This window comes from Microcella alkaliphila (assembly GCF_004216855.1).
In the GTDB taxonomy this organism is placed as follows: domain Bacteria; phylum Actinomycetota; class Actinomycetes; order Actinomycetales; family Microbacteriaceae; genus Microcella; species Microcella alkaliphila.
In genome coordinates, this window is record NZ_SGXT01000013.1 from 309,194 (window position 1) to 333,875 (window position 24,682).

A 24,682-nucleotide genomic window follows, 5' to 3' on the forward strand; every position below is an offset into this window, starting at 1 on the left:
CGGAAAGCGACCATGATCTCTGAATCCGACCTCCTCGCGAAGGTGCCCACGCAGCTGTTCATCGGCGGCGAGTGGGTGGCCGCCGAGAACGGGCGAACCCTGGCCGTCAATGACCCGTCGACGGGTGAGACGCTCGTCGACATCGCCGACGCGTCGGTCGCCGACGGCGTGCGCGCCCTGGATGCTGCCGTCGCGGTTCAGGACGAATGGGCGGCCACGGCGCCCCGCGAGCGGGGCGAGATTCTGCGTCGCGCGTTCGAGCTGGTGCGCGAGCGCACTGACGAATTCGCCCTGCTCATGACGCTCGAGATGGGGAAGCCGCTCGCCGAGGCGCGTGGTGAGGTGGGGTACGGCAACGAGTTCCTGCGCTGGTTCAGCGAGGAGGCCGTGCGCATTCACGGCCGCTTCGGGTCGAACCCCGAGGGCACCGGCACGATCGTCACCTCAAAGGCCCCCGTCGGCCCGTCGTTCCTCATCACCCCGTGGAACTTCCCGCTTGCGATGGCGACCCGCAAGATCGCCCCGGCGATCGCCGCCGGCTGCGTCAGCGTCGTGAAGCCCGCCGCACTCACGCCGCTCACGACCCTCTACTTTGCGCAGACGCTTGTCGACGCGGGGCTGCCGAAGGGCGTCGTCAACGTCGTCACGACGTCCGAAAGCCGCGCCCTGTCGGCCGAGATCATCGGCGACCCGCGCCTGCGCAAGCTGAGCTTCACCGGCTCGACGCCTGTGGGCCGTCAGCTGATGAAGCAGGCCGCCGACGGCATCCTGCGCACTTCGATGGAGCTCGGCGGCAACGCCCCCTTCGTCGTGTTCGAGGATGCTGACCTCGACAAGTCGGTCGACGGCGCGTTGCTCGCCAAGTTCCGCAACATCGGCCAGGCCTGCACGGCGGCAAACCGCTTCCTGGTCCACCGCAGCATCGCCGACGAGTTCTCGCGCCGTATCGCCGAGCGCGTGCAGGCGATGAAGATGGGCCGCGGAACCGAAGACGGCGTGCAGATCGGCCCGCTGGTCGACGACAACGCCGTCGAGGGTTCGCACGAGCTGGTGAGCGACGCCGCCAGCAAGGGAGCGACGATCCGCGTGGGCGGCTCGATCCCCGAGGGTGCCGGCTCGTACTACCCGGCGACCGTCCTCACCGACGTGACCCCGGATGCTCGTCTCCTGAAAGAGGAAATCTTCGGCCCGGTCCTCGCGATCGTCCCGTTCGACACGGAGGACGAGGCGGTGCGCCTCGCCAACGACACGGAGTACGGCCTCGTGAGTTACGTCTACACGCAGGACCTGAACCGCGGCATGCGCATGATCGAGAAGCTGCAGACCGGCATGATGGGCTTGAACGCCGGCGTTATCTCGAACGCGGCCGCCCCCTTCGGCGGCGTCAAGCAGTCGGGCATTGGCCGTGAGGGCTCGTTCGAGGGCATCGAGGAGTACCTGACCACGAAGTACACCTTCGTGCCGCGCGCTTAGTCGCACGCACTCAAGTTTCCGTCGCCGGGCGCTGTGGTGGCCGCCCGGCGACGGATCTCTCTTGCCGCGGCGGCCCGAACGTTCCCCACCCAACCCCGGCGTGGCCGCGCTCGGCCATTCCCACCCTCAACCCCGCGCATTTGGTGCAACACCTCGCGTTCGAACGCGCAGTATTGCACCACAGTGACGGTGTAGCGGGGACTCGCGCGTGAACAGCTGCTCGTCGTTTCTGCTTGACGCGGTCTCGTGCATCCAGCACTCTGTACCCAAGTCGTTTTGATCCGAACGACCTTTCCACTCAATGAGGAGTCCGGGAATACCCATGTCCGATCAATCCACCCCCACCTCGTCCCCGTCCCGGAGCGCTCATGCTGCCGACAGCGCTAGCAGCACTACGGGCGGCAGCGCACTGAAGCGCGGCCGCATCGGCGTCGTCGGCATCGTCTTCTTCGTCGTCGCGGCCTCCGCGCCGCTCATCGGCATGACCGGTGCCGTGCCGGTCGCCATGGTGCTCGGCAACGGAGCGGCCGTCCCCGGCGCCTACCTCGCCGTCGGCCTCACCTTGCTGCTTTTCACGGTCGGCTACGCCGCCATGAGTCGCACGATGACCAACACGGGCGCCTTCTTCGCCTACGTCGGCAAGGGCCTCGGCGTCAACGCGGGCGTCGCCAGCGCGTTCACCGCGGTCGTCGCCTATGTCACCATCCAGCTCGCCATCTACGGCTTCTTCGGCGCCGTGATGGGCGGCACGATGGCCGAGCTCGGCGTCGAGCTGCCGTGGTACGTGTGGTCACTGCTCGGCTGGGTGCTTGTCACCGGGCTGTCGCTCCTCAGCGTCGACATCGGCGCCAAGGTGCTGGGCGTGCTGCTGACGCTCGAGATCCTCGTGCTCCTGATCGTCGGGATCGCCTCTCTCGGCAGCGGCGGCCCCGAGGGCATCGACTTTGCCGCTTCGTTCAGCCCCGTCGCGGTGCTCGCGGGCGGCTTCGCCGGCACTGCGGGCATCGCGCTGGCCTTCGCCTTTGCGAGCTTCATCGGGTTCGAGGCCACAGCGATCTACGGCGAGGAGTCCAAGGATCCGAAGCGCACCGTCCCCCTCGCGACCTACGTCGCGATCGCCGTCATCAGCGTGCTATTCGCGATCGTCTCCTTCGGCGTCGTAACCGGCCTCGGCGCAAGCGGTGTCGTCGACGAGGTGCTCGAGCGCTCGAACGGCCTCGAGGCTCCCGAGGGGGTTCTGTTCAGCCTCGCCGAGCAGTACGTTGGCGGCTGGCTCATCTTGCCCATGGCGATCCTCGTGATCACGAGCCTCTTCGCAGGCCTCCTGGCCTTCCAGAACGCCGCCGCACGCTACTTCTTCGCGATGGGCCGCGGGGGAGTGCTGCCGAAGCGCCTCGCGGCGACGAACTCCCAGGGCGCGCCCGTGGGCGGCGTCATCGTCGTCTCGGCGCTCGCTGCGCTCGTCATGATCGTCTTCGCCGCGACGGGCCTCGACCCCGTGCTCAACCTGTTCTTCTGGATGAGCTCGATCACGGTGATCGCGATCGTCACGGTCGAGATCCTCGTGAGCATCGCGGTCATCCGGCACTTCGTGAAGCGGGGCGACGGCGGCCTGTGGTCGACGAAGATCGCCCCCGCGCTCAGCGCCGTCGTGCTCGCGCTCGGCCTGTACCTGCTGATGTCGCGCTTCAACCTGCTCGCCGGCACGGCCCCGGCCGACGTTGACCCGTCTCTGCCCGAGAGTGCCTGGCTGCTCAACCCGCTCGGCTGGTTCCTCGTGCTGGTGCCGTTCATCTCGCTCGTGGTCGGTTTCGTCGTTTCGGCGGTCCGCCCGAAGAACGAGCAGCTCGTGAAGGACTTCGCGAGCTAACCTGCCCCCACCCCCGATTCGACGAGGAGCCCGTCATGGCCAACGACACGTTCGATCTCGACGTCACCGCCGAGCATCCGATCGACGATGAGGCGTTCGCGGCGATCGATCGTGACCGTCTGGTCGCCGAGATCGCCGCGCTGCCGAGCGATCTGCGTGCGGGCATGACGGGCATCCTCGTCGACGGGCGCACTTACTCTGACGTGTCGCAGGAGCTGGGCATCCGCCAGCCCGAGCTCGTGCGCATCGTTCAGCGGGGCAAGGCGATCATCCTGCGCCGCACCGCGCAGGCCGGCTAGCGATGACGGTGCTGATCGGCCTCAGCTCATACATGGAGCAGGCCGCCATGGGCCTGTGGGACCGTCCTGCGGCGGTTCTGCCGCGCGTCTATTCCGATTGCGTCGTCGGCACGGGGGCGGCGTTCGTTGCGCTGCCGCCGCAACCGCCGACCCTGGATGCTGTCTCTCGCGTCCTCGACGCGATCGACGGTCTCATCGTCACCGGCGGCAAAGACGTGGATGCTCGCCTCTACGGCCAGGAACCGCATCCGGAAAACGACGCCCCGCGGCCCGATCGCGACCAGTGGGAGATCGCCCTCGTGCGTGGCGCGATCGAGCGCGATCTGCCGTTCCTCGGCATCTGCCGCGGGCTGCAGATCCTGAACGTGGCGCTCGGCGGCACGCTCATTCAGCACCTGCCCGACGTGATCGGCTCGAACCGCTACAGCTATGGAGGCGCGGTGTTCGCCGACAACCCGGCGATCACCGAGCCGGGGTCGCGCCTCGCATCGATCGTGGGGGACCGCGTCACCGTGAAGAGCTACCACCACCAGGCCATCGATCGGGTTGCTGACGGCCTCACCGTGAGCGCGCGCGGCGACGACGCCGTTATTCAGGCTGTCGACGTCGACGGAATGACGTTCGGGGTGGCCGTGCAGTGGCACCCTGAGGAGTCGCCCGACGACCTGCGGTTATTCGCGGCCCTCGTCGACGCTGCCGACGCCCGACTCGCGCACTGAGCGCTCGGCGAGCCCTCCGTCGGCGAGGTCGATGGCCTCGGTGAGGCTGCCGCTGCGGCGTTCGGGGTCGACACTCTCCGCGAGAGGGTGCATGACGTCGCCGCCGACCCGGTCGAGCAGCGCGTGCAGCATCTCGACGGCGTCGTCGACGATCTCCGTCGACCGCTGGTCGGTGCCGTGCAGCAACCAGCGAGCCACCTCGAGTTCTGCCGCGAATGCGGCACGCTTGCCCACCTGACGGTCATTGACGCCGCGGGCGTGGGTGTAGGCGTCGAGCGCCGCCTCGGGCACGGCTGGATCGGCCGAGCCGAGGATCCAGAACAGGTCGCGCGCGGGGTCGCCGACCTGCAGGCGCGACCATCCGAGCATCCCAGTGACGGTCTCGCCGACGGCGAGCAGTGAGCCGGCCGAGAGCGAACCGTTGATGACGGTGGGCGTGAACTGCCACAGCGACTGGTCTTCCGTCGCCGCCTCCCAGCGGGTGAGCAGGGATGCCGGTACGAGCCCGGTTGCGGCGGCGCGGTCGAGGGTGGCGACGGCTTCGCGCACGACGTCGACGGGGCGCCACTGCGGCAGTCCCACATCGCCGACGACGCTGGTGGGCAGCGCGTGCACGGCGGCGACGGCCCGCCCGATCGAGGCGGCCTGGCCGGGCGTGATCCGCTGCAACTGCAGAGCAGCGCCGTCGAGGTAGTCGGTAACGACCGCGCGGGTGCCGTCGACGATCGTTGTGCCGAGGATGCGGTGCACGGCAAACGGCAGCCGGTTTCGCACCCCGTCGCTCAGGGCGCGCAGGGCGACCAGCTCGGCCGACTGCTGCTGCTCGCCGGCCGGTGTGCGCGGGAGCCGCATGATGAGCGTGCGCCCGTCGCGCGCCGACAGCACGGCGACGTCGGCGTCGCCGCCGGCCGTGCCGAGGCGCTCGGCTTTCACGACGTCGAGGCCGGGCACGGCCGCCGTGGCGAGCGCGGCGAGAGTGAGCGGTGTCCTGGCCATGCCCACCAGGGTAGGTGCGCAGGCGCCCGAGCGCGTCGTTCGCCACACGTTCTCTCGGGTCAGCGGGCGTAGGGTTATCGTCGCTCGTCGTCACGTCCACCCTGGAGGCCTAGTGCTTCGCTCGCTCACCGGTCGGCTGCCGCTGTCGCGCTACCGCATCGATCGCGACAACGCGACGCGCGAGCGACCGCACGTATTCGATGAACTGTGGGCGGATGCTCGCACGCGCGTCCTTGCGCTGTGGCGCGGAGAGGTGCTGCTGACCCCCACACAGGAGCCCGCCCTCGAGTTCCTCACGCCCGACCGGGTGCCTTCCGACGCTCTGCGCATCTATCTCGGCCGCACGGTCGACGACGACCCGGACGGCGGGATCCCTGCCGGGTCGCCCATTGTGGCGGTGGTTGTCGACGACGCCACGGGGCAGACGTTGGCCTCCGACATGGTGCGCTGGGGCAACCCCCGCACGTTCGGGCACCAGCTCTGCGATCGCGATGCGGGGCTCGCCATTGAGGCTCTCGGCATCGCCAATTGGCACGCCTCGCACCAGTTCTCGCCGCGCACCGGAAACGCGACGGAACCAGGCCGAGCCGGCTGGGTGCGCGTGGACGTCGAGACGGGCCGCGAGATCTTCCCCCGCACCGACGCCGCCATCATCGTGGGGGTCACCGATGAGCGTGACCGACTCGTCCTTGGCTCAAACGCGCAGTGGGAGTCGAATCGGTTCTCGCTGCTCGCCGGGTTCGTCGAACCGGGGGAGTCGCTCGAGGCCGCGGTCGTGCGGGAAGTCTTCGAAGAGTCGGGTTTGCGCGTCGTCGACCCGCAGTACGTCGGCTCGCAGCCGTGGCCGTTCCCCGCGTCTCTGATGCTGGGATTCCGCGCGAGCCTCGACCCCGCGCAGGCAGCCACGCTGCGCCCCGACGGCACCGAAATTCTCGACCTGCGCTGGTTCAGCCGCGACGAGCTCGCCGCGAGTCTGCCCGACATCGTGCTGCCGAGCCGCACCTCGATCGCCCGCGCGATCATTGAGGACTGGTTCGGCGGGCCGCTCGACGCATGACGACCGTCACGGCCGACCGCCTGCTCGCCCAGCTCGACGACCGGCAACGGGAGGTCGCCGAGGCCCTCATCGGGCCCGTCTGCGTGCTCGCGGGCGCCGGCACCGGCAAGACCCGCGCGATCACCCACCGCATCGCCTACGGCGTATCGACGGGGGCGTACGACCCGCGCCGCGTGATGGCGCTCACCTTCACGACCCGCGCGGCCGGTGAATTGCTCGGTCGGTTGCGCGCGCTCGGCGCCGAGGGGGTCGCGGCCCGCACCTTCCACTCGGCGGCGCTGCGCCAGCTTTCCTACTTCTGGCCGACGGTCGTCGGCGGCTCCCCGCCCCGCGTGCTCGACGGCAAGGGCCCGCTGCTCGGCCAAGCCGCGCAGTCGCTGCGCATCAGCGTCGACACAGCCGCCCTGCGCGATCTCGCCGCCGAGATCGAGTGGCGCAAGGTCAGCCGGCTGTCGATCGAGCAGTATGCGACCCGGGCGCCGAGCCGCAGCATGCCGGGCGGCCTCACGGTCGAGCAGGTCGTCGACCTGCAGCGCCGCTACGAAGACGTGAAGGACGAGCGCCGCCAGATCGATTTCGAGGACGTGCTGCTCGCCACCGCCGGGATGCTCGAAAACGAACCGCGCGTCGCCGAGCAGGTGCGCGAGCAGTACCGCTTCTTCGTCGTCGACGAGTATCAGGACGTCTCGCCGCTGCAGCACGACCTGCTCATGCTGTGGCTCGGCGGCAGGCGCGAACTGTGTGTCGTCGGCGACGCCTCGCAGACGATCTACTCGTTCACGGGCGCCACGAGCGACTATCTCGTGCGATTCGGCACCGAATTTCCCGAGGCCGCCATCGTGCGGCTGGAAGACAACTACCGGTCGACGCCCGCGATCGTCGACACCGCGAACCGGCTCATGCGCGGTCGGCCCGGCGCCCTGACGTTGCGGGCAGCGACGCCGGGGGCTGATGGCGACAACGGCGTGGAGGGGACGCGGGCGCGCGGTGCTGCCCCGAGCATCCGGGGTCACGCCGACGACGCAGCCGAAGCGGCGTATGTCGCCGAGCAGGTTGCCCAGCGCATCGCCGACGGCGCCGCACCGGAATCGATCGCCGTGCTGTACCGCATCAACACCCAGTCGATCGCCCTCGAGGCGGCCTTGCGCCGGCAGGGCATCCCCGTGCAGTCTCGCGCGAACAGCCGCTACTTCGACCAGCCCGAGGTTCGCCAGGCGCTCATGCTGCTGCGCGGCGCCTCCGTCGCCGTCGGCGATGAGCCGCTGTTCAAGAGCGTCAGCGACGTGCTTCGGGGTCTCGGCTGGCGGCAGGACCCGCCGACCGGCGGCGGGGCCGAACGCGCGCGGTGGGATGCGCTCAACGCGCTGCTGGCGCTCGCCGAGGAGGCGCCCGCCGGGACGACCCTCGCCCAGTTCGTCGACGAGCTGCGCGCCCGCGCCGAGCAGCAGCACGCGCCCACGATCTCGGCGGTCACGCTGTCAACCCTGCACGCCGCGAAGGGCCTCGAGTGGGACCACGTTCACATCGTCGGCCTGTCGGAGGGCCTCGTGCCGATCAGCTACGCGGGCACCGACCTGGCGGCACTCGACGAGGAGCGGCGCCTGCTCTACGTGGGCGTGACTCGCGCGCGACGCACGCTCGACCTGTCGTGGGCGGCGACCGGCGCGAACTCGCGCGGAGAGCGCGCGCCGAGCCGCTTCCTGGCGGAGCTCAGCCCGCCGCGATCGGCGTCACGCCGCTGAGCTCCAGCCCACGGCAGCCGCAGCGCGGCGATGGCTGCCAGGTGCGCTCGGTGCGTGCGCCCGTCTCCGTGTCGAGGCGCACCTGGTGCGTGGCACGCTCGGCGAGCATGCGCACGACCTCGAGTGCCGCCTCGGTCGCGGCCAACTCGGTGTCGGCCGAGGCCCTTGTGCGCCACAACTGCGGGCTGATTGCCGCCCAGGCGGGGTCGGCGTCGGTGCGCTGCTGCTCGACGCAGGCGATGCACGGGGTGAGGCCGGGGTCGACGAGCGGGCCGATCGTCACGGCCAGCTCGCCGAACACGACGGGCACGTGCAGGAGGTCGCGGTTCAGCCACCGCAGGTGTTCGAGCGGGTCGACCACGTGGTGGCTGACGAGCACCGCTGCGGCGATACCCGCGGTATCGAGTGCCTCGCCGGTCGCACCCGTGACGACGCGAAAGCCGGCGCTGGCGAGCAGCCCCGCAATGCGCGCGGTGGCCGGAACCGCACCGACGACGGCGACGCGCGGTCGAGCCACCGGCTCGGGCGGGGGAGCGAGCGCCGGCTGAATGGCCGCCACGAGCCGCTCGACCCGGTCGAGACGCACTCCGGCGAGTTCGGCGAGCACGTCGAGCCCGTCGCGAGTGACGCCGGTCGCGAGCGCCCCGAGCAGGCGAGCCTCGCCGTCACCGATGTCGTCGATCACCGCGACGACCGGGTCGACGCCCAACTGAACGGTGTGCGGGTCACGCCAGACGAGGGCTCTGCGCGGGTCGAGTCGGAGGATCATGGCGCACATGATGCGCCTGGCGTGCTAGCCGCAGCGCGGGTTGTGCACAGCCCCGCTACGCGGTCGGCTCGTCGCTCGACGGCGGCTCCTCCGGAGCCTCGCCCGGCCCGCGCTCGACAGGCCGGTCACCCTCCCCAGCGAGCAGGTCGCTGAGCGCCTTGTCGAGGGCGTCGGGCTCGGCGTCGCCCTCCGTCATCGACCGGATGCGCGCATCCGGGTCATCGATGTCGGCTGCGGTCGGCATGAGGTCGGGGTGGGCCCAGAGGGCGTCGCGAGCGTCGGTTCCCACCGCGTCGGTGACCTGACGCCAGAAGGCGGCGGCCTCGCGCAGTCGTCGCGGTCGCAGTTCGAGCCCGACCAGAGTGGCGAAGGCGCGCTCGGCGGGGCCGCCGGATGCGCGACGGCGGCGCACCGTCTCGGCAACCGCGTCGGCCCGGGGGATGCGCGTGGTCGCGTCGGCCGTGACCACATCGACCCAGCCCTCGATGAGCGCCAGGGTCGTCTCCAGGCGGGCGAGCGCCTGTTCCTGCTCGTCGCTCTTCGGCGGAATGAGCGCACCACTCGTGAGCGCCTCGCGGAGGCTTTCGGGGTTCTGCGGGTCGAAGTCGGCGGCGAGCGACTCGATGCGCTCGGTGTCGATCGTGATGCCCCGCGCGTAGTCGGTGATGGCGCTGATCAGGTGGGCCCGCAGCCAACGCGCGTGCCGGAACAGCCGGGCGTGGGCGAGTTCACGCACCGAGAGGTAGAGCTGTACCTGGTCGACGGGAATGTCGAGGTCGGTGCCGAACGCGGTGACGTTCTGCGGCAGCAGTGCCGCCTGCACGTCGGTCTCGTCGCGGCCCGGCAAGAGCGGGATTCCGATGTCGCCACCGGAGACGACCTCCGCCGAGAGGCGGCCGACGATTTGCCCGAGCTGCAGCGCGAAGAGGGCGCCGCCCACCTGTCGCATCATCTGGGAGGCGCCAGCGAGCATCCCCTTCAACTCTTCCGGGACCTGCTCGGCGAGCACTTCGGTGAGCGAGTCGGCGATGGAGGTCGCGACCGGCTCGGCGAGCTCGGTCCACACGGGCATCGTCTGGTGCGCCCACTCGGCGCGGGTGAGCAGCGCCGGCTCGCTCGTCAACTGGGTGATGCTGGTCGCTTCGTCGAGCCACAGTGCGGCGACGCTGAGTGCCTGGCGCAGGCGGTCGAGGTCGAGCTGGGCGGTGCGGGTCGAGCCTTCGGCAGCGATGCGCCCCGCCTCGTCCCGCGCGTTTTGCCAGTCGATGCCGTCGCCCGTGGATTCCATGGCCTTCCGCAGCTGGCCCATGAGGCGCGCCATCATCACCGGGTCTGCGGGCAACCCCGCGGCGCCGGCGAGCTTCGACGGGTCGATGTCGCCCTCCCCGGAGAGGAACTTGCGCATCATGTCGCGGAACTCGTCGTCGTTCGCCCCGAGGGGGTTCTCAGCCATGGTTCCTACGCTAATGCGGTTGCCGGGCGCAGCACCCGGGCGTTCGCCGTAGGCTGACCGGGTTCCCAGTGGCGCCTCAGCCCCCGCCGCAGAAACGTTGATCAAGGAGACGCGTGAGCTTGTTCACCGACGACGACGCGCGCGTCGAACAGACGGTACGCCGGGGCGGTCGCCGCGTCGGCCTCCTCATGATGGCCGTCACCGTCTTCGGGATGCTCGGGCTCGCGATTTTGCCCTCGCCGTACGTCATCGAACGGCCCGGCCCCGTCATCGACACCCTGGGTTCTGTGACGGTCGACGGTGTTGACGTTCCCCTCATTGAGATTCCCGACGAGCCGACGTATCCCACCGATGGGTCGCTCAGTCTGTTGACGGTGAACGTGCTCGGAAACCCCGAGAACTCACCGAGCTGGTTCGAGGTCATGCGCGCCTGGGTGACACCATCGCAGTCCGTCGTGCCCGTCGACCAGGTGTTCCCGCCCGGGGTGTCCACCGAGGAGCGCCGCGAGCAGAGCCGCATCGACATGGAGAACTCGCAGCAGGAAGCCGTCGCTGCCGCCCTGCGTGCGATCGGTGAGCCGTACGAGAGTCGCCTCGTCGTGGTCGACCTGCTCGAGGGGAGCCCCGCGGCTGACGTCATCGAACCCGACGACGAGATCGTCGCGGTCAACGGTGTCGCCGTGCGGGATGTGACCGCGCTGCGTGCCGAGATCGCCCGCAACGGTGTGGCGGGAGCGGCCGACGTGACGATTCGCCGCGACGGTACCGAGCAGTCGGTGCCGATCACCCCGGTGCTGTCGGAGGGCACCGACCGGGTTCCGGTGATCGGGGTCCTGATCGCCGGCCAGTACGAATTCCCCATTGACGTGCGCATTCAGCTTGAGAACGTCGGCGGACCGAGCGCGGGAATGATCTTCGCCCTCGGCATCATCGACAAGCTCACACCGGGGTCGCTCTCGGGCGGAGCTGAGGTCGCGGGCACCGGCACGATTGCCGCCGACGGCTCGGTCGGTCGCGTCGGAGGAGTGGTGCAGAAGATGCACGGAGCGGTCGGCGTGGGAGCCGATGTCTTTCTTGCCCCGCTCGCGAACTGCGGCGAAATCTCGGGCAACATTCCGGGCGACTTGGACGTCTACCCGGTCGCCTCCCTCAACGAGGCTATCGCGGTGTTGCAGGCCATCGAGTCGGGGGCGCCGACCGACGATTTCGCTCGCTGCGGACAGTAGGGGCTTGCCGGGGAGTGCCAAGCTTTCTCCCACTAGTCTGAAAGGGAGTGCCCACCTACCCCGGGAGTCCCCGACGTGACGTCCACAGCAACGCCGCCCCAGAACCGCTCGAGGTCGACCCTCGCGATCTCCGCCGGAATCCTCGCGGCGCTCGTCATCCTGTTCTTCGTATTCGCCAACTTCTACACCGACATCCTCTGGTACGACCAGCTCGGATTCCTCAACGTTCTCACCACGCGGTGGATCGCGACGGGTGTCATGTTCCTCGTTGGCTTCGTCGCGATGTTCCTGCCCGTATGGCTGAGCCTCCAGCTCGCCTACCGCACGCGGCCGATGTACGCGAAGCTCTCCTCCCAGCTCGACCGCTACCAGGAGGTCGTCGAGCCGCTGCGTCGCGTGGCGATGCTGGGTATCCCCGGCGTGCTCGGGCTTTTTGGCGGCGTCGCGGCGGCCAGCAGCTGGCCCGTCGTCTTGCAGTGGCTAAACCGCACCCCGTTCGGCATCGCTGACCCCGAGTTCGGCTTTGACGTCGGCTTCTTCGTCTGGGAGCTGCCGTTCTGGCGCGGCATCATCGCCTTCGCCTCGGCTGTCGTCTTGCTGTCGCTGCTCGCGGCCGCCGCGACGGGCTACTTGTACGGATCGATCCGCGTCAACGGCCGCGAGATCCGCATCAGTCGCACCGCACGCATCCAGCTGGCGATCACCGGTGGTTTGTACGTGGCCCTGCAGGGCGTGTCGATCTGGTTTGACCAGTACGCCGCAGCCGTAGAACCGAGCGTCGGCTTCCTCGCCGCCGGTGCGGGCTTCACTGAGGTGAACGCGACCATCCCGGGCCGCGCGATTCTCGCCGGCATCGCCGTCGTCGTTGCGATCCTGTTCTTCATCACGGCGGTCATCGGTCGCTGGCGCCTGCCCGTCATCGGTACGGCCCTCCTCGTGATCAGCGGCCTCATCATCGGCAGCGGCTACCCGGCCCTCGTGCAGCAGTTCCAGGTCGTGCCGAGCGAGCGCGAGCTCGAGGCTCAGTTCATCCAGCGGAACATCGACTTCACCCGCGATGCCTACGGTCTCGCCGACATCGTCGAGGTCCCGTACAACGCGGTGACCGAGGCGGAGGCGGGCGCCCTGCGCGAAGACGCCGAGACCACGGCGAACATCCGCATCATCGACCCCGCGCTGGTCTCGCCGGCGTTCGCGCAGCTCGAGCAGTTCCGCCAGTACTACCAGTTCCCGCGCTTCCTCGACGTGGGTCGCTACGAGATCGACGGCCAGACGCAAGACACGGTTCTCGCCGTGCGCGAGCTGAACCCTGACGGCCAGTCGGCGCAGAACTGGGTCAACCAGCGAATCGTCTTCACCCACGGCTACGGCCTCGTGGCCGCCTTCGGCAACCAGCGCTCCGACGACGGTCAGCCGGTCTTCCTCGAGCAGGGCATTCCGGTGGGTGGTGTGCTCACCGAGCAGCTCGGTGAGTACGAGCCGCGCATCTACTTCGGCGAGTTCTCTCCGACGTACTCGATCGTCGGCGCGCCGGAGGGAGCCGAGCCTCAAGAGCTCGACTTCCCCGCCGAGGGCGAGGTGGGCAGCGACGAGAACATCGACGCGTCGGGCAACGCTCGCTACACCTTCACCGGTGACGGCGGCCCTGCGCTCGACAACGTCTTCAAGCGCCTCATCTACGCCATCACGTTCCAGTCGACCGAGATCCTTCTGTCGAACCAGGTGAACGACCAGTCGCAGATCCTCTACGACCGCGACCCGTTGACCCGCGTGCAGCGTGCCGCGCCGTACCTGACGCTCGACAACGACCCATACCCGGCGATCATCGACGGACGCATCAAGTGGATCGTCGACGGCTACACGACGACGGCGAACTACCCGTACTCGACCTCTGTTGCGCTGTCGGCGGCGATCGCCGACACGTACACACCGGCGCCGCAGTTCCCGATCGACAACATCAACTACATCCGTAACTCGGTGAAGGCGACGGTCGACGCATACGACGGCTCCGTGACGCTGTACGCGTGGGACACGGAAGACCCTGTTCTGCAGACGTGGCAGAGCATCTTCCCGAACACGCTCGAGTCGGCCGACGAGATGTCGGACGCGCTGCTCAGCCAGGTGCGGTACCCGAGCGACCTGTTCAAGGTGCAGCGCAACATCCTCGGCCGCTACCACGTGACCGAGCCGGGCTCGTTCTTCGCCACCGACGACGAGTGGCGCACCCCGAACGACCCGGTGTCGAACCCGAACGCGCCGACGCTGCAGCCCCCGTACTACCTGACGATGCAGGTTCCGGGCAGCGACGACCCGTCGTTCACGCTGTACTCGACGTTCATCCCGGCGGCAACCGGCGAGAACCAGCGCAACGTGCTCTTCGGCTACCTCGCCGCGAACGCCGACGCGGGCGACGACTACGGCAAGCTGACGCTGCTGCGTCTGCCGCGCCAGACGACGATCCCCGGCCCCGGACAGGTGCAGGCCCAGTTCGACTCCGACGCCAACGTCGGCCAGCAGCTGAACCTGCTGCGTCAGGGTCAGACCGAGGTCATCAGCGGAAACCTGCTGACGCTCCCCGTGGGTGGCGGACTGCTCTACGTGCAGCCCGTCTACGTGCAGTCGACGGGTGACACGAGCTTCCCGCTCCTGCGTCGTGTGCTCGTGTCCTTCGGTGAAGAGATCGCGTTCGAAGACACGCTCGATCAGGCGCTCGATGTGCTGTTCGGCGGAGACTCGGGTGCCATCGCCGGTGACGGCGATGTCGAGCCGACCGACCCGTTGCCGACTGAGCCGACGGAGCCGACCGACCCGTCGACGCCGGCGCCGCCGATCGACCCGAACGCGTTGCAGCAGGCGCTCACCGACGCGCGTGACGCACTGCTTGAGCGCGAGGCGGCGTACCGCGCCAACGACCTCGTCGCGGCGGCACAGGCGGATGCACGTCTCCAGGAGGCTCTGGAGCGGGCGATCGCACTGAGCGACTAGCACCACATCGCGGGCCCCCGGCGGGAGCGGGCAGAACGTGTGTTCTGTCCTCCAGCCGGGGGTTCCCCGAGTTGGGACTGCTCACCCCAGATTCGGACCTCTAGGGTCTTTCATAGGGGCTGGGAAAGGGAATGTCTCATGGTCACCATCGACCGTCAGGCAGAATCGATCACTATGGGGGAACACGACGACTTCGTCGCACGTTTCGCGACCGTGCACGGCGCGCTTGAGCAGTTCGCGTGCGTTGCCGTCGCGTCGCTCATGGTGTCCGAGGCGCGCATCGAGTTGCAGACCGACGCCGGTCGTCTGACGCTCGCCGCTTTCGGCGACCCGGTCGATCGTCCCGCCTACCGCTTCGAGGTTCCGATTCGCGCGCTCACCGGCGAAACCATCGCGTACTTCATCGTGCTCGACCCGAACGCGCGCGAGACGAACGGATTCGACCTCGAAGTGATCTACAAGCTCGCCGACAGTGCTCAGCGCAAGCTGATGCTCGCCTGGAGCGACGCCGGTCCCCGATCCGTTCTGTAGGCCCCGGGGCCGGCGTCGATTCGACCGCGCCGTTCACCCCGTGGTAGCCTGGGAGCACGCCGCGGGGTGGAGCAGTTCGGTAGCTCGCCGGGCTCATAACCCGGAGGTCGTAGGTTCAAATCCTGCCCCCGCAACTCGCTGCGAAAGCCCCTCAACCGTCCGGTTGGGGGGCTTTTTCGTGGCTACAGGTTCTCCAGCACGCGCTGGGCGACCGCGCAGGTGTCGAGCCAGCTGGGCAGGTCCCGGCCCGCGGCGGCGGATGCCGCGGCCAGCGACATTCGCGCGGCATTGTCCGTGAGGAGCGCGCGGAGGCGTCGGCGACGGCAGCGTCATCGCCGACGGGGACGAGCATCCCTGCGTCTGCCGGCACCGTCTCAGGAACTGCGCCGGTCGCGCACGACACGATCGGCAGGCCCCACGCGAGGGCTTCGTCGAAGACGAGCCCGTATCCCTCGTAGCGGGTCGCGAGCGCGAAGATGCTCGCTCGGGCATACAGCGCGTCCCGCTCGGCATCCGGCAGTCGGCCAGCGAGCGTCACGCGGCTCCCGAGGCCGAGTTCGGCGTGCAGGCGGGCAAGCTCAGCGACGTATGGCGGGTCGTACGGGGTGCCGACGATGACCGCCTGCCAGTCGAGGTCGGTGAGGCGCGCGAGCGCGCGAAAAAGCACATCGTGCCCCTTCCGCGGGTGCTGGATGCCCACGGACAGGATCAGGGGCGGCGCACTCGGCGGTGCGGGCAGGCTCGGCCGGTCGGTGCCGGGGCGCGCGATCGTGATCACCGTCGGGTCGACGCCGTACTCGGCCGTGAGGATGCGCCCCGTGTGGGAGCTCGGCACGATCACGGCGCGGGCGAGCGCGAGGTTGTCACGCTCGGTGCGGAACAGGTGCCCGCGGCGCGCATCGTCGAGCCCCTCCTCGTGCGCGAGCGGGTGGTGGATCATCGCGACGATCGGGGCGCGCAGCTCGGCCACGAGCTGTGTGGGCAGGGAGCCGAAGACGAGACCGTCGACGATGAGCGGCACGTCGGCGCCGATCGCCGCCATCGCCGCAGTCGCGTCGGCTGCGTCGACCGAGGTGGGGTCGGGAAACGAGTCGCCCACGCGCAGGTAGGCGACGTCGGTGCCGAGCTCCCGCAAGCCCTCGAGTAGCCGCTTCTCGTACAGGTACCCGCCCGTGACGGTGGTGAGTTCGCCCGGGATCGCGAAAGCGGCGCGCCTCACGAGGCTTGCTCCGGGGCGTAGCGGGCGAGCATCCGGGTCTCGATCGCGCCGACGGCAGCGTAGCCGAGGGCGGCGACGGCCGTCACCAACACCACGGCGCCGGCGAGGGCGTCGTAATTCGACAGGGAGGCGCTTCTGGCCATGAGGGCTCCGATCCCGGTTCCGGTGGCGAGCCACTCGACGACGGTGACCGCGAGCACGGCGGCGGGCACGCTCATGCGGGCGGCGGCGAAGAACGCCGGCAGCATCGCCGGGATGCGCGCGCGCACGACAACGCGCCACGGTGCGGTCGCGTAGACGGCCATGACATCGAGCACCTGACCCGGCGCCTGGCGCAGGCCGTGCAGGCAAGCGACGAGGGTCGGGAAAAACACCATGACCGCGATCAACGTGATCGCGCCAAGAGACCCGCGACCGAGCAGCAGCACGATCAGCGGCGCCGAGGTCACGATCGGCACCGAACGCAGCGCCACGGCGACCGGCATGATCGCGCCGCTCGCTCCGGGCGCGAGCACGATCAGCACGGCGAGCAGCACGCCGGCGGCGAGACCCGCGATATACCCCGGCACGACGTACACGGCGGTGTCGCAGAGCGCCGCGAACAGCGCGTCACGCGTGAGCCCACCGTCGCGCGTGCCCGCAAAGATTCCGACGACGTCGAGCGGAGTGCGCGCAACGAACGGCGTGATGCCGAGCAGGATGATGCCGCCCCACCACAGCACGATCGTGGCGACGACCGCCGAGGCGGTGCTCGCGAGAGTGCGGCGCACGCGGCCCGGTCCCGCGGCGATGCGGGGCGCCGCGAGGATCGTCGGCGGCTGCCCACCCGTCGCCGCCCGCCCGATCATGCCGACGATGGCGTAGGCGAGCATCGACACGGCGGCGGCGATCGTCGCGAGCGCCCACGTGAGGTCGACGTCGAGATCGCGGGACGCGCGGATGGTCAAGACGCCGAGCCCCCGCTCCGCCCCCGTGAACTCGCCCACCATGGCCCCGAGAAACGCTGCGGGCGCGGCGATCTGCAGGCCCGCAGCGAGGTAGGGCACCGACGCTCGTGCTCGCACGACGACGAGGGCCGTGACCGCCCCGCGCCCGGCGACCCTCACGAGATCGAGCCACGTGTCGGGCACGGCCCGCAGACCCACCAGCAGTGGGATGAGCGTCGTGTAGTACACGGCGAGCGCGGCGAGCGCGATCTGCGGCCCGTCGCCCGGCCCGAGCAGCACGCGCAACAGGGGAGCGGTCGCCACGAGCGGCAGACACACCACGATCAGGGCAAGCCCCGTCACCGTGCGCTGGCTGCGTGGCCAGGCGGCGGCGAGTCCCGCGAGCGCCACGGCCGCGAGGTTGCCGATGACGAAGCCGGCCAGCGCGGTCGAGCCCGTCGCCGCGAGAGCCCGACCGAGCAGCGGCCCGTTATCGACGATGGCGACGACGACGGCGGTCGGCGCGGCCAGCACGAACGCGCCCTCGAGGCTGCGCGCGAGAACCTCCCAGGCGACGAGCGCGACCACAACACCGGCAACCCCGACGGCGGCGTCGCGGCGGGCGGGCGCAGCCAGCGGGCGGATGCTCGCGGTCACCGCCACGATCATCCGCCCGTCTGCGCGGCGTCGCCTCCGGCGTGCCCGCGTTCGAGCGCCTCGACGACGGCGCGCTCGAGCCTGTCGGCTGCCGGGTCGGAGTCGCGGCGCGGCCGCGGCAGCTTGATGGGGATATCGGCCAGCACGCGCGCGGGCCGCGGCGACAGTACGATCACGCGGTCGGCGAGTCGCACCGCCTCGGCCACGGAGTGGGTGACGAGCAGGGTGGTGGTGCCCCCGCCCTCCCACAGGGCGGGCAGCTCGCGGGCGAGCTGCTGGCGCGTCAGCTCGTCGACGGCGCCGAACGGCTCGTCGAGCAGCAGCAGGCGGGGGTCGGTGGCGAGGGCGCGGGCGATGGCGGCCCGTTGCCGCATGCCGCCCGACAGGGCCGCGGGCTTCGTTGCGGCGAAGCCGGTGAGCCCGACGAGGTCGATCAGTTCGGCGACGCGCTCGTCATCGCGATCGAGGCGGGCAAGTTCGCGGGCGAGCGCAATGTTTGCGGCGACGCTTCGCCACGGCAGCAGCGACGGGTCTTGAAACGCGACGGCGAGCTCGCCGCGGCGTTGCACAATCGTCGGCGGCTCACCGTCAACGAGCACCTCGCCGGCGGTCGCCGACTCGAGCCCCGCGATCATGCGCAGCAGCGTCGACTTGCCGCAGCCCGATGGCCCGACGAGGACCGTGGTGCGCCCGGGGTCGAGGGTGAGCGTGATCGGGGCGACGGCCTCCGTGCCATCCGGGTAGACCTTCGTGGCGGCGTCGACCGTAACGGTGACGCCGGCGCGGCGGTCAGGCGCCATGCACCTGTTCCAGAATCGAGCTGTCCCACAGGTCAGGCGTCACGCTCTGGCCGAGCAGGGCGAGCGTCTCGATGTTCTGCGCGACTGTCTCCTCGTTCCAGAACCCGAAGCCCAGTTCGTCGGTGAGCTCGGAGAACATGAGCGGCACCTGGCGGGCCGCCTGCAGCTGCTGAGTTTCGAGATCGAGCCCGGCGTCGGGGTACATCTCGACGCTCAGGGCAGCGGCCGCGTCGGTGTCGAGCCGGTATTCTTCCCAGCCGCGCACTTCGCCGGCCATGAGGGCGACCACGTCGTCGCGGCGGTTCGCGAGGCTGTCGTCGGTGGCGATGTAGGTCTGCGAGTGCAGGGTGTAGCCGTAGTCAGCCATCAGCATGGTGATCGATTCGACGCCCTGGATCTCCATCGCGACCGGCAGGTCGGTCTCCCAGCACAGCAGGCAGTCGACCTCGCCGGAGGTGAGCGGCTGCGCCGCGTACTGAGTGGGAACGATCTCGATGGCGGTGATGTCGACGCCGTTGAGCGTGCAGAGCGTTTCGAGCGTCGGCGTGTTCGCGAGCGCCATGCCGATGCGCTTGCCTTCCAGATCGCCGGGCTCGTTGACGGGGTTATCGGGCAGTGACGCGATCACAAAGGGGTTGTTCTGCATCGCGACACCAATGATCTTGAAGGGTGCGCCCTCGGCGACAGCGGCGGCGGTGAAGTCGGCAGCCGAGACCCCCACAAGGGCCTGACCCGAGACGACCGGCGGTTCGACGGGGGCGTTGGGCCCGCCCTGAAGGAGACTGACGTTCAGCCCCGCGTCGCTCCAGTAGCCGCGGTCGAGAGCGATGTAGCTGCCGGCGAACTGTGCCGAGTGCAGCCATGAGAGTTGCAGTGCGACGTCGGTGCCGTTCCTCGGCGGATTGCGGAACGCCGACACTCCAGCGAAGGTGGCGGCGCCGATCCCTGCGGCACCCAGCACCCCCGCTCCGATCAGAGTTCGGCGACTGAGGGTTCGGCGTTCTGCCATGGCTGTGTCCTTCACGCGGAGCCGGGTGCCGACGCATCCATCGCGCCGTGCCTCCCTTTCGACACTGTCACGTTCTGTGCATCCGCGCCGCTCGACGCCCCCATAACGGCACGATTCCGGGCATCGTCGCGGCAAGTGCCACGAGTCCAAACAGGATGCTCGCAGCCAACGCCCCGGAGGCGCTCACCCCGGCAAGAGGGAGCAACGCGACCGCGGCCCCCTCGCGCACACCCCACCCGCCGACCGTGATCGGGATCAGCATGGCGAGCAGCACGACGGGCACGACGGCAACGATGCCGCCGAGGCTCAGCGGCGCGCCGACGGCGGCTGCAGCGCTCGCGAACGCCACCAGGATGCAGAGAGTCGTTCCGAGGCTCAGCCCCGCGACGCTCGCGAGAGCCCCGCGATCCACCACGGCCGAGCGGATCGCCGCCGTGAGGTCCTGCGCCCGCGCACCGAGCCGTCCGGGGAGCAGGGTCGCGCCCGCGATGAGGGCGGGCAGACCGAGCGCTCCGGCAATCAGCACCACGAGTAACGGCACGGCCGCGCTCGGCCAGTCCACACCCCCGGGCAGGACGATCGTGGAGGCAACGGCGATGCCCATCACGATGAGCAGCGCGTACTGCCCGGCGAGGCGCTCGAGTACGACGGCGAGGCCGGCCGCGCCCAGACCTGCGGGTCGCCGCGAGCGCACCGCGCGCCCCGCGTCGCCGACTACCCCGCCCGGAACAACGGCGTTCACGAGCTGCGATAGGTAGTACTCACCGACGGCCTCCTGCACGGGGATGGCGATTCCCAGCCCGCGGGCGACCCGCCGCCAGCGCAGCGCCGCAAGCAGGGTGTGGGCGGTGAGGGCCGCCGCGCACAGCGCGATGAAGTCCCAGCGCGCCGAGCGCAAAAGGCGCCCGGTCTCCGGCCCGTCGACGAGACGCCACAGGGCGACCACCAGCGCGACGGCGACGAGTGCTTGCAGCGCGACCACGAGCATCCGGCGTCGCCTGCTCGCGGGCGCAGTGGCGTCGCTCACGCCGTCCGAGCGCGGCGCAGAGCGACGATGTCGACCGCAAACGACCAGACGAGGGCGGCCGCGACCCCGATAACGATGCTCAGGGCCGCCCAGACCGGCAGCCAGGGCAGCTGCAGCGCGATCAGGGCGATGAGTTGCACCACGCAGATCACTTTGCGGCTGTAGCGGTCGGCGAGCGGGCCGTTCAGCCACGGCGCGATCAGCGCGGCCCCGCCGAAGAGGTAGCGCGGAAGCCCGAGCACGAGCGCCACCGGCCCCGCCGGCCCGAGAGCGGCGAGCGCGGCCAGCGCCAGGGCGAAGACCGAATCGACCTCCATGTCGTACGCGGCCCCGAATCGCGACTCGAGCCGCTGTCGGCGGGCCAGCTTGCCATCCACCCCGTCGAGGCTCAGCGCGAAGATCGCGAGCCCGATGACGGCGGCTGCTGACGGTGCCCCGGCAACGAGCAGGCCCACAAGGATCGACACGAGCCCCCACCGGATGCTCGTGACCGCGCTCGCGGCGCCCAATCGCGCGTGCGGGTGGTGCCGCGTCAGGAAGGCGGCGGCGAAGCCGAAACCCGCGACGGCGCTCACCGCCGTCGCCACGGTCGGAGCCGTCGCGAACCCCGACAGTGCCGCCGTCGTGGTCGCGGCGCCGAGCGAGATGAGCGTCGCCCCACCGAGGAACATGCCGAGTGCGCGCACGCCCACGCCGACCTGAGCCGCGCCGCGCGCTGCGTCGGCAGGGGCGAGATTTGCGGTGGTCACGGCGGCACGCCAGCACCGCATCCTGCGCGTATTCGTTCACCGAACATTCCGGCGCTTCTGTGCTGGGAGTACTCCGAATGTTGCGCCACAGTGTGCATAAGGCTTTCGCCGCTCAGCCCCCCTACGTTGGTGCGGCGCAGCCGGTCGGGGCGCTGACGGAATCGGGTTTCGTTAGTGCCCCGACCACCCTGACTTCTCAGCGGGCTGGCGGTTGCGCCCCGCGCCACTGCACGGCCGCGGCGCCCGAGCGCACGCCGGCCGTCACGGCGTCGGCGAGCGCGGCGCCGTCGGCCAGTTCTGCGCACACGGCGCCCACGAACGCGTCGCCCGCCCCCGTCGTGTCGACCACCTCGACGCGTGGCGCGGCGACGTGGCCGCTCGCCTCTGCCTCACACCAGACGGCGCCGTCTCCACCGAGGGTGATGATGACGCTGCGGCAGCGTGTGACGAGCGAGCGCGCGGCGGCCAGTGCCCCCTCCACGTCAGCGAAGGATGCTGCACCGACGGCCCGCGCTTCGCTTTCGTTGACGACGAGTGGGTCGCAGAGGCCGAGTAGTTCGTCCGGGATGTCGCGCGCGGGCGACAGGTTCAGCACCACCCGGCCGCCGGCTCCGACAACCGCGAGGGCGGCGGCCTGGACGACGGTGAGCGGCACCTCGAGTTGGCTGAGCAGCACCGTTCCGGGGCCGGCGAGATCGGTAATCGTGGCGACGACAGCATCCGCGTCGAGTCGGCCGTTCGCGCCGGGGGCGACCACGATCGTGTTCTCGCCGTCGCGCGACACGGTGATGAGGGCGACCCCGGTAGGGGCGTCGGTGAGCCGGGCGACGCTCGACACATCGACGCCGCCGCTGCCGAGCGCGTCGAGCATGGCGCGGCCCCCCGCATCGTCTCCGACGGCGCCGAGGAAGACGGGCATCGCACCGGCGCGGGCCGCGGCGAGAGCCTGGTTGGCTCCCTTGCCTCCGGTCGCGACTACGACGTCGCCGCCGAGCAGGGTCTCACCCGGCTGGGGATGGCGGTCAACGACGACCGTGTAGTCGGTGTTCGCCGAACCGAGAACGATGAGGGAGGCGCTCATGGCTCCATGCTGGCAGAGCGGCGACCGTGGTGAGCGGCCCCGGCCGCCTCTAGGCTGGCAGCATGAGCGAAACGCTGCGGGTCGCTGTCGCCCAGTTCGCGCCGGGGCCGTCGCGCGACGAGAACCTGGCCGGCGTCGCGCAGCTCGTGCGCGAGGCCGCTCGGGAGGGCGCCGAGCTCGTCGTGCTGCCCGAGTACTCGGCGTTCTTCGGCGGCAAGATGGGCGCGCACTGGGTCGCCGCCGCCGAGGCTCTCGACGGGCCGTTCGTGTCGGGGCTTGCCGACATCGCGCGGTCGAACGCCGTTGTCGTCGTCGCCGGGATGCTCGAAACGGCCTCGCGTGACGACCGGTTCCGCAACACGATCGTCGCGCTCGGCGCCGACGGTGCCCTGCTCGGCGCAACCCGCAAACTGCACCTGTACGACGCCTTCGGCCAGACCGAGTCGGACTGGGCGGAACCCGGCGACCTCGTCGACGCCGAAACGTTCGACGTGCGGGGAGTGCCGGTCGGCGTGCAGACCTGCTACGACCTGCGGTTCCCCGAGGTGACCAGGCGTCTCGTCGACGCGGGCGCCGAGCTCGTACTCGTGCCCGCCGAGTGGGTTGCCGGCCCCGACAAACGCCACGCCTGGCGGACCCTCGCCGCCGCCCGCGCCATCGAGAACACCGTGTACCTCGCCGCGGCTGACCACCCGCCGCCCGTCGGGGTGGGGGCGAGCCTGATCGTCGACCCGCTCGGCCGCGAGCTCGCCTTCGTCGACGACGAGGTGGGTATCGCCGCGGCGACGGTCGACCGTGCCGAGGTCGTCCGGGTGAGGGCCGTCAACCCGGCGCTCGCCCTGCGCCGCTTCCGGGTCGAGCCCGCTTAGCGGCCCGAGGTCAGGCGGCGCACGGCCTCGTCGATCTGGCCGTCGGTTCTGCAGAACGCGAAGCGCAACGACGACCGGATGCGCGCATCCCGTGATCGCGGATCGAACGCCGCCAGCGGAATCGCCGCCACCCCCCGCTCGACCGTTAGCTCGCGGGCGTAGCGTTTCGCGTCGCTCACGCCGAGTGGGGCGGCGTCGGCGACCACGAAGTAGGAGCCCCTACTCGGCGACACGGCGAATCCGGCGGCGGCGAGGCCGGCGCTCAGGCGGTCACGCCGGGCGGCGAGGGTGCGTCGCTGCTCGGCGAAGTAGTCGTCGCCGAGGCCGAGGCCCACTGCGACCGCCGGCTGAAACGGAGCACCGTTGACGTACGTCAGGTACTGCTTGACCGCCATGGCCGCGTCGATGAGCTCGGCCGGCCCGGTCATCCAACCGACCTTCCAGCCGGTTACGCGGAACGTCTTCGCGGCGCTCGAAATGGTGAGGCAGCGCTCGGCGGCACCCGGGATGCTCGCAATCGGTGTGAACGGAGCATCGTCGAACACGAGGTGCTCGTACACCTCGTCGCTCACGATGACCGCGTCGTGCCGGGCGGCCGCGGCGACGATCCGCGCTAGGTGTTCGGGGGCGATGACCGAACCGGTCGGGTTGTGCGGGTTGTTGAGCAGCACCATGCGCGTGTTCGGGCCGATGGCGGCGTCAATCGCCGCGGCCGTGGGCTGGAAGTCGTCCCCCTCGAGCGGGATCGTGACGTGCCGTGCGCCGGTGAGACCGACCATGGCGGCGTAGGCGTCGTAGAAGGGGGAGAGGGTGACGACCTCATCACCCGCACTCACGAGGGCGAGCATCGCGGCCGCGATCGCCTCTGTGGCTCCGGCGGTGATGAGTACTTCGGTGTCGGGGTCGCGGCGCTCGCCGAAGAACCGTTCGCGGTGTTCGGCGACGGCGCCGCGCAGCTCGGGGGTGCCTCGGCCGGGCGGGTACTGGTTGAGACCCGCGCGGATCGCAGCGATGGCGGCCTCGGTAACGGGGGCCGGAGCATCCTCGTCGGGGTAGCCCTGCCCCAGGTTGATCGCGTCGTGCTGGGCTGCGAGGGCGCTCATCTCGGCGAAGATCGTCGCGCGCACGGTGCCGTCGGCATCACGAAGGCCTGCGGCGTCGATGGCGCGCAGCCACGGCGGTGTGGTCGTCACGCTGTCACCCTAGCCGGGGCGAGCTGGCGGCG

At 70.2% G+C, this 24,682-nt stretch carries 21 protein-coding genes and 1 tRNA gene; 11 read left to right on the top strand and 11 right to left on the bottom strand.

The annotated features are described in order from the left end of the window. Positions 1-12 precede the first annotated feature (12 nt). From EV140_RS04860 to EV140_RS04875, 4 genes are all read left to right on the top strand, one after another. Positions 13-1,473, top strand: coding sequence for an NAD-dependent succinate-semialdehyde dehydrogenase (locus tag EV140_RS04860; protein ID WP_130281604.1), 1,461 nt, complete (start codon positions 13-15; stop codon positions 1,471-1,473). Positions 1,474-1,795: 322 nt separating this feature from the next. Further along, positions 1,796-3,343, top strand: coding sequence for an APC family permease (locus EV140_RS04865; RefSeq protein ID WP_130281606.1), 1,548 nt, complete (start codon positions 1,796-1,798; stop codon positions 3,341-3,343). A 35-nt stretch (positions 3,344-3,378) separates the two neighbouring features. Continuing rightward, entirely contained in the window at positions 3,379-3,642 is a 264-nt protein-coding gene (locus tag EV140_RS04870) for a sigma-70 RNA polymerase sigma factor region 4 domain-containing protein (protein WP_130281608.1), read from the top strand. 2 nt (positions 3,643-3,644) lie between these two features. Continuing rightward, a complete protein-coding gene (locus EV140_RS04875; RefSeq protein ID WP_130281610.1) occupies positions 3,645-4,361 on the top strand; it encodes a gamma-glutamyl-gamma-aminobutyrate hydrolase family protein in 717 nt (238 codons plus the stop codon). On the opposite strand, the gene EV140_RS04880 is transcribed toward EV140_RS04875, so the two are convergent. Continuing rightward, positions 4,314-5,357, bottom strand: a complete 1,044-nt coding sequence (locus tag EV140_RS04880; RefSeq protein WP_130281612.1) for a phosphotransferase — start codon at positions 5,355-5,357, stop codon at positions 4,314-4,316. The genes EV140_RS04875 and EV140_RS04880 overlap by 48 nt on opposite strands. A 112-nt stretch (positions 5,358-5,469) precedes the next feature. Here EV140_RS04880 and nudC point away from each other — a divergent pair, with 112 nt between their 5' ends. Both nudC and EV140_RS04890 read left to right on the top strand, forming a co-directional pair. After that, the gene (gene nudC, locus EV140_RS04885; protein ID WP_241971298.1) at positions 5,470-6,414 is read left to right on the top strand and encodes an NAD(+) diphosphatase; all 945 of its coding nucleotides are present in this window, start codon (positions 5,470-5,472) and stop codon (positions 6,412-6,414) included. Next, positions 6,411-8,156, top strand: coding sequence for an ATP-dependent helicase (locus EV140_RS04890; RefSeq protein ID WP_130281616.1), 1,746 nt, complete (start codon positions 6,411-6,413; stop codon positions 8,154-8,156). The genes nudC and EV140_RS04890 overlap by 4 nt, the downstream gene beginning before the upstream one ends. Here EV140_RS04890 and EV140_RS04895 read toward each other — a convergent pair. Beyond that, on the bottom strand, positions 8,125-8,925 hold the full coding sequence (locus EV140_RS04895; protein ID WP_130281618.1) for a hypothetical protein: 801 nt from the start codon (positions 8,923-8,925) through the stop codon (positions 8,125-8,127). The genes EV140_RS04890 and EV140_RS04895 overlap by 32 nt on opposite strands. Before the next feature lie 55 nt (positions 8,926-8,980). After that, positions 8,981-10,378: a zinc-dependent metalloprotease gene (locus EV140_RS04900; RefSeq protein WP_130281620.1), complete on the bottom strand. Its 1,398-nt coding sequence runs from the start codon at positions 10,376-10,378 to the stop codon at positions 8,981-8,983. 113 nt (positions 10,379-10,491) lie between these two features. Between EV140_RS04900 and EV140_RS04905 the strand changes: the two genes are divergently transcribed. From EV140_RS04905 to EV140_RS04920, 4 genes are all read left to right on the top strand, one after another. Continuing rightward, on the top strand, positions 10,492-11,604 hold the full coding sequence (locus EV140_RS04905; RefSeq protein WP_130281622.1) for a YlbL family protein: 1,113 nt from the start codon (positions 10,492-10,494) through the stop codon (positions 11,602-11,604). 75 nt (positions 11,605-11,679) lie between these two features. Further along, a complete protein-coding gene (locus EV140_RS04910) occupies positions 11,680-14,589 on the top strand; it encodes a UPF0182 family membrane protein (RefSeq protein ID WP_198674349.1) in 2,910 nt (969 codons plus the stop codon). A gap of 138 nt (positions 14,590-14,727) precedes the next feature. Then, positions 14,728-15,120, top strand: coding sequence for a hypothetical protein (locus EV140_RS04915; protein ID WP_130281624.1), 393 nt, complete (start codon positions 14,728-14,730; stop codon positions 15,118-15,120). Positions 15,121-15,180: 60 nt separating this feature from the next. Next, positions 15,181-15,254, top strand: a tRNA-Met gene (locus tag EV140_RS04920). Between the two features lie 17 nt (positions 15,255-15,271). On the opposite strand, the gene EV140_RS04925 is transcribed toward EV140_RS04920, so the two are convergent. From EV140_RS04925 to EV140_RS04955, 7 genes are all read right to left on the bottom strand, one after another. Beyond that, complete coding sequence (locus tag EV140_RS04925; protein ID WP_198674350.1) at positions 15,272-16,339, bottom strand: glycosyltransferase family 4 protein; 1,068 nt, start codon at positions 16,337-16,339, stop codon at positions 15,272-15,274. Next, positions 16,336-17,922, bottom strand: a complete 1,587-nt coding sequence (locus tag EV140_RS04930) for an ABC transporter permease (protein WP_241971299.1) — start codon at positions 17,920-17,922, stop codon at positions 16,336-16,338. The genes EV140_RS04925 and EV140_RS04930 overlap by 4 nt, the downstream gene beginning before the upstream one ends. A gap of 8 nt (positions 17,923-17,930) precedes the next feature. Continuing rightward, positions 17,931-18,722: an ABC transporter ATP-binding protein gene (locus tag EV140_RS04935; protein WP_130281628.1), complete on the bottom strand. Its 792-nt coding sequence runs from the start codon at positions 18,720-18,722 to the stop codon at positions 17,931-17,933. Continuing rightward, entirely contained in the window at positions 18,712-19,731 is a 1,020-nt protein-coding gene (locus tag EV140_RS04940; RefSeq protein ID WP_130281630.1) for an ABC transporter substrate-binding protein, read from the bottom strand. The genes EV140_RS04935 and EV140_RS04940 overlap by 11 nt, the downstream gene beginning before the upstream one ends. Before the next feature lie 67 nt (positions 19,732-19,798). Next, positions 19,799-20,758 (bottom strand): lysylphosphatidylglycerol synthase transmembrane domain-containing protein, encoded by a 960-nt coding sequence (locus tag EV140_RS04945; RefSeq protein ID WP_198674351.1) that lies wholly within the window; start codon positions 20,756-20,758, stop codon positions 19,799-19,801. Then, the gene (locus EV140_RS04950; RefSeq protein WP_157985604.1) at positions 20,755-21,507 is read right to left on the bottom strand and encodes a CDP-alcohol phosphatidyltransferase family protein; all 753 of its coding nucleotides are present in this window, start codon (positions 21,505-21,507) and stop codon (positions 20,755-20,757) included. The genes EV140_RS04945 and EV140_RS04950 overlap by 4 nt, the downstream gene beginning before the upstream one ends. 196 nt (positions 21,508-21,703) lie before the next feature. After that, entirely contained in the window at positions 21,704-22,588 is an 885-nt protein-coding gene (locus tag EV140_RS04955) for a ribokinase (protein ID WP_130281634.1), read from the bottom strand. Between the two features lie 62 nt (positions 22,589-22,650). On the opposite strand from EV140_RS04955, the gene EV140_RS04960 reads away from it, so the two are divergent. Beyond that, positions 22,651-23,457: a carbon-nitrogen hydrolase family protein gene (locus EV140_RS04960; protein WP_130281636.1), complete on the top strand. Its 807-nt coding sequence runs from the start codon at positions 22,651-22,653 to the stop codon at positions 23,455-23,457. Here the strand turns inward: EV140_RS04960 and EV140_RS04965 are convergent. Further along, positions 23,454-24,650, bottom strand: coding sequence for an aminotransferase class I/II-fold pyridoxal phosphate-dependent enzyme (locus EV140_RS04965; RefSeq protein ID WP_241971300.1), 1,197 nt, complete (start codon positions 24,648-24,650; stop codon positions 23,454-23,456). The genes EV140_RS04960 and EV140_RS04965 overlap by 4 nt on opposite strands. Between the last annotated feature and the right edge of the window lie 32 nt (positions 24,651-24,682).

Bases quoted from the DNA above. Each gene is read 5' to 3' on its own strand.
- EV140_RS04870 (WP_130281608.1), top strand. From the start codon at position 3,379: ATGGCCAACGACACGTTCGATCTCGACGTCACCGCCGAGCATCCGATC.
- EV140_RS04955 (WP_130281634.1), bottom strand. From the start codon at position 22,588: ATGAGCGCCTCCCTCATCGTTCTCGGTTCGGCGAACACCGACTACACG.
- EV140_RS04865 (WP_130281606.1), top strand. From the start codon at position 1,796: ATGTCCGATCAATCCACCCCCACCTCGTCCCCGTCCCGGAGCGCTCAT.
- EV140_RS04890 (WP_130281616.1), top strand. From the start codon at position 6,411: ATGACGACCGTCACGGCCGACCGCCTGCTCGCCCAGCTCGACGACCGG.
- EV140_RS04960 (WP_130281636.1), top strand. From the start codon at position 22,651: ATGAGCGAAACGCTGCGGGTCGCTGTCGCCCAGTTCGCGCCGGGGCCG.
- EV140_RS04895 (WP_130281618.1), bottom strand. From the start codon at position 8,925: ATGATCCTCCGACTCGACCCGCGCAGAGCCCTCGTCTGGCGTGACCCG.
- EV140_RS04900 (WP_130281620.1), bottom strand. From the start codon at position 10,378: ATGGCTGAGAACCCCCTCGGGGCGAACGACGACGAGTTCCGCGACATG.
- EV140_RS04935 (WP_130281628.1), bottom strand. From the start codon at position 18,722: ATGGCGCCTGACCGCCGCGCCGGCGTCACCGTTACGGTCGACGCCGCC.
- EV140_RS04915 (WP_130281624.1), top strand. From the start codon at position 14,728: ATGGTCACCATCGACCGTCAGGCAGAATCGATCACTATGGGGGAACAC.
- EV140_RS04880 (WP_130281612.1), bottom strand. From the start codon at position 5,357: ATGGCCAGGACACCGCTCACTCTCGCCGCGCTCGCCACGGCGGCCGTG.
- EV140_RS04875 (WP_130281610.1), top strand. From the start codon at position 3,645: ATGACGGTGCTGATCGGCCTCAGCTCATACATGGAGCAGGCCGCCATG.
- EV140_RS04860 (WP_130281604.1), top strand. From the start codon at position 13: ATGATCTCTGAATCCGACCTCCTCGCGAAGGTGCCCACGCAGCTGTTC.
- EV140_RS04940 (WP_130281630.1), bottom strand. From the start codon at position 19,731: ATGGCAGAACGCCGAACCCTCAGTCGCCGAACTCTGATCGGAGCGGGG.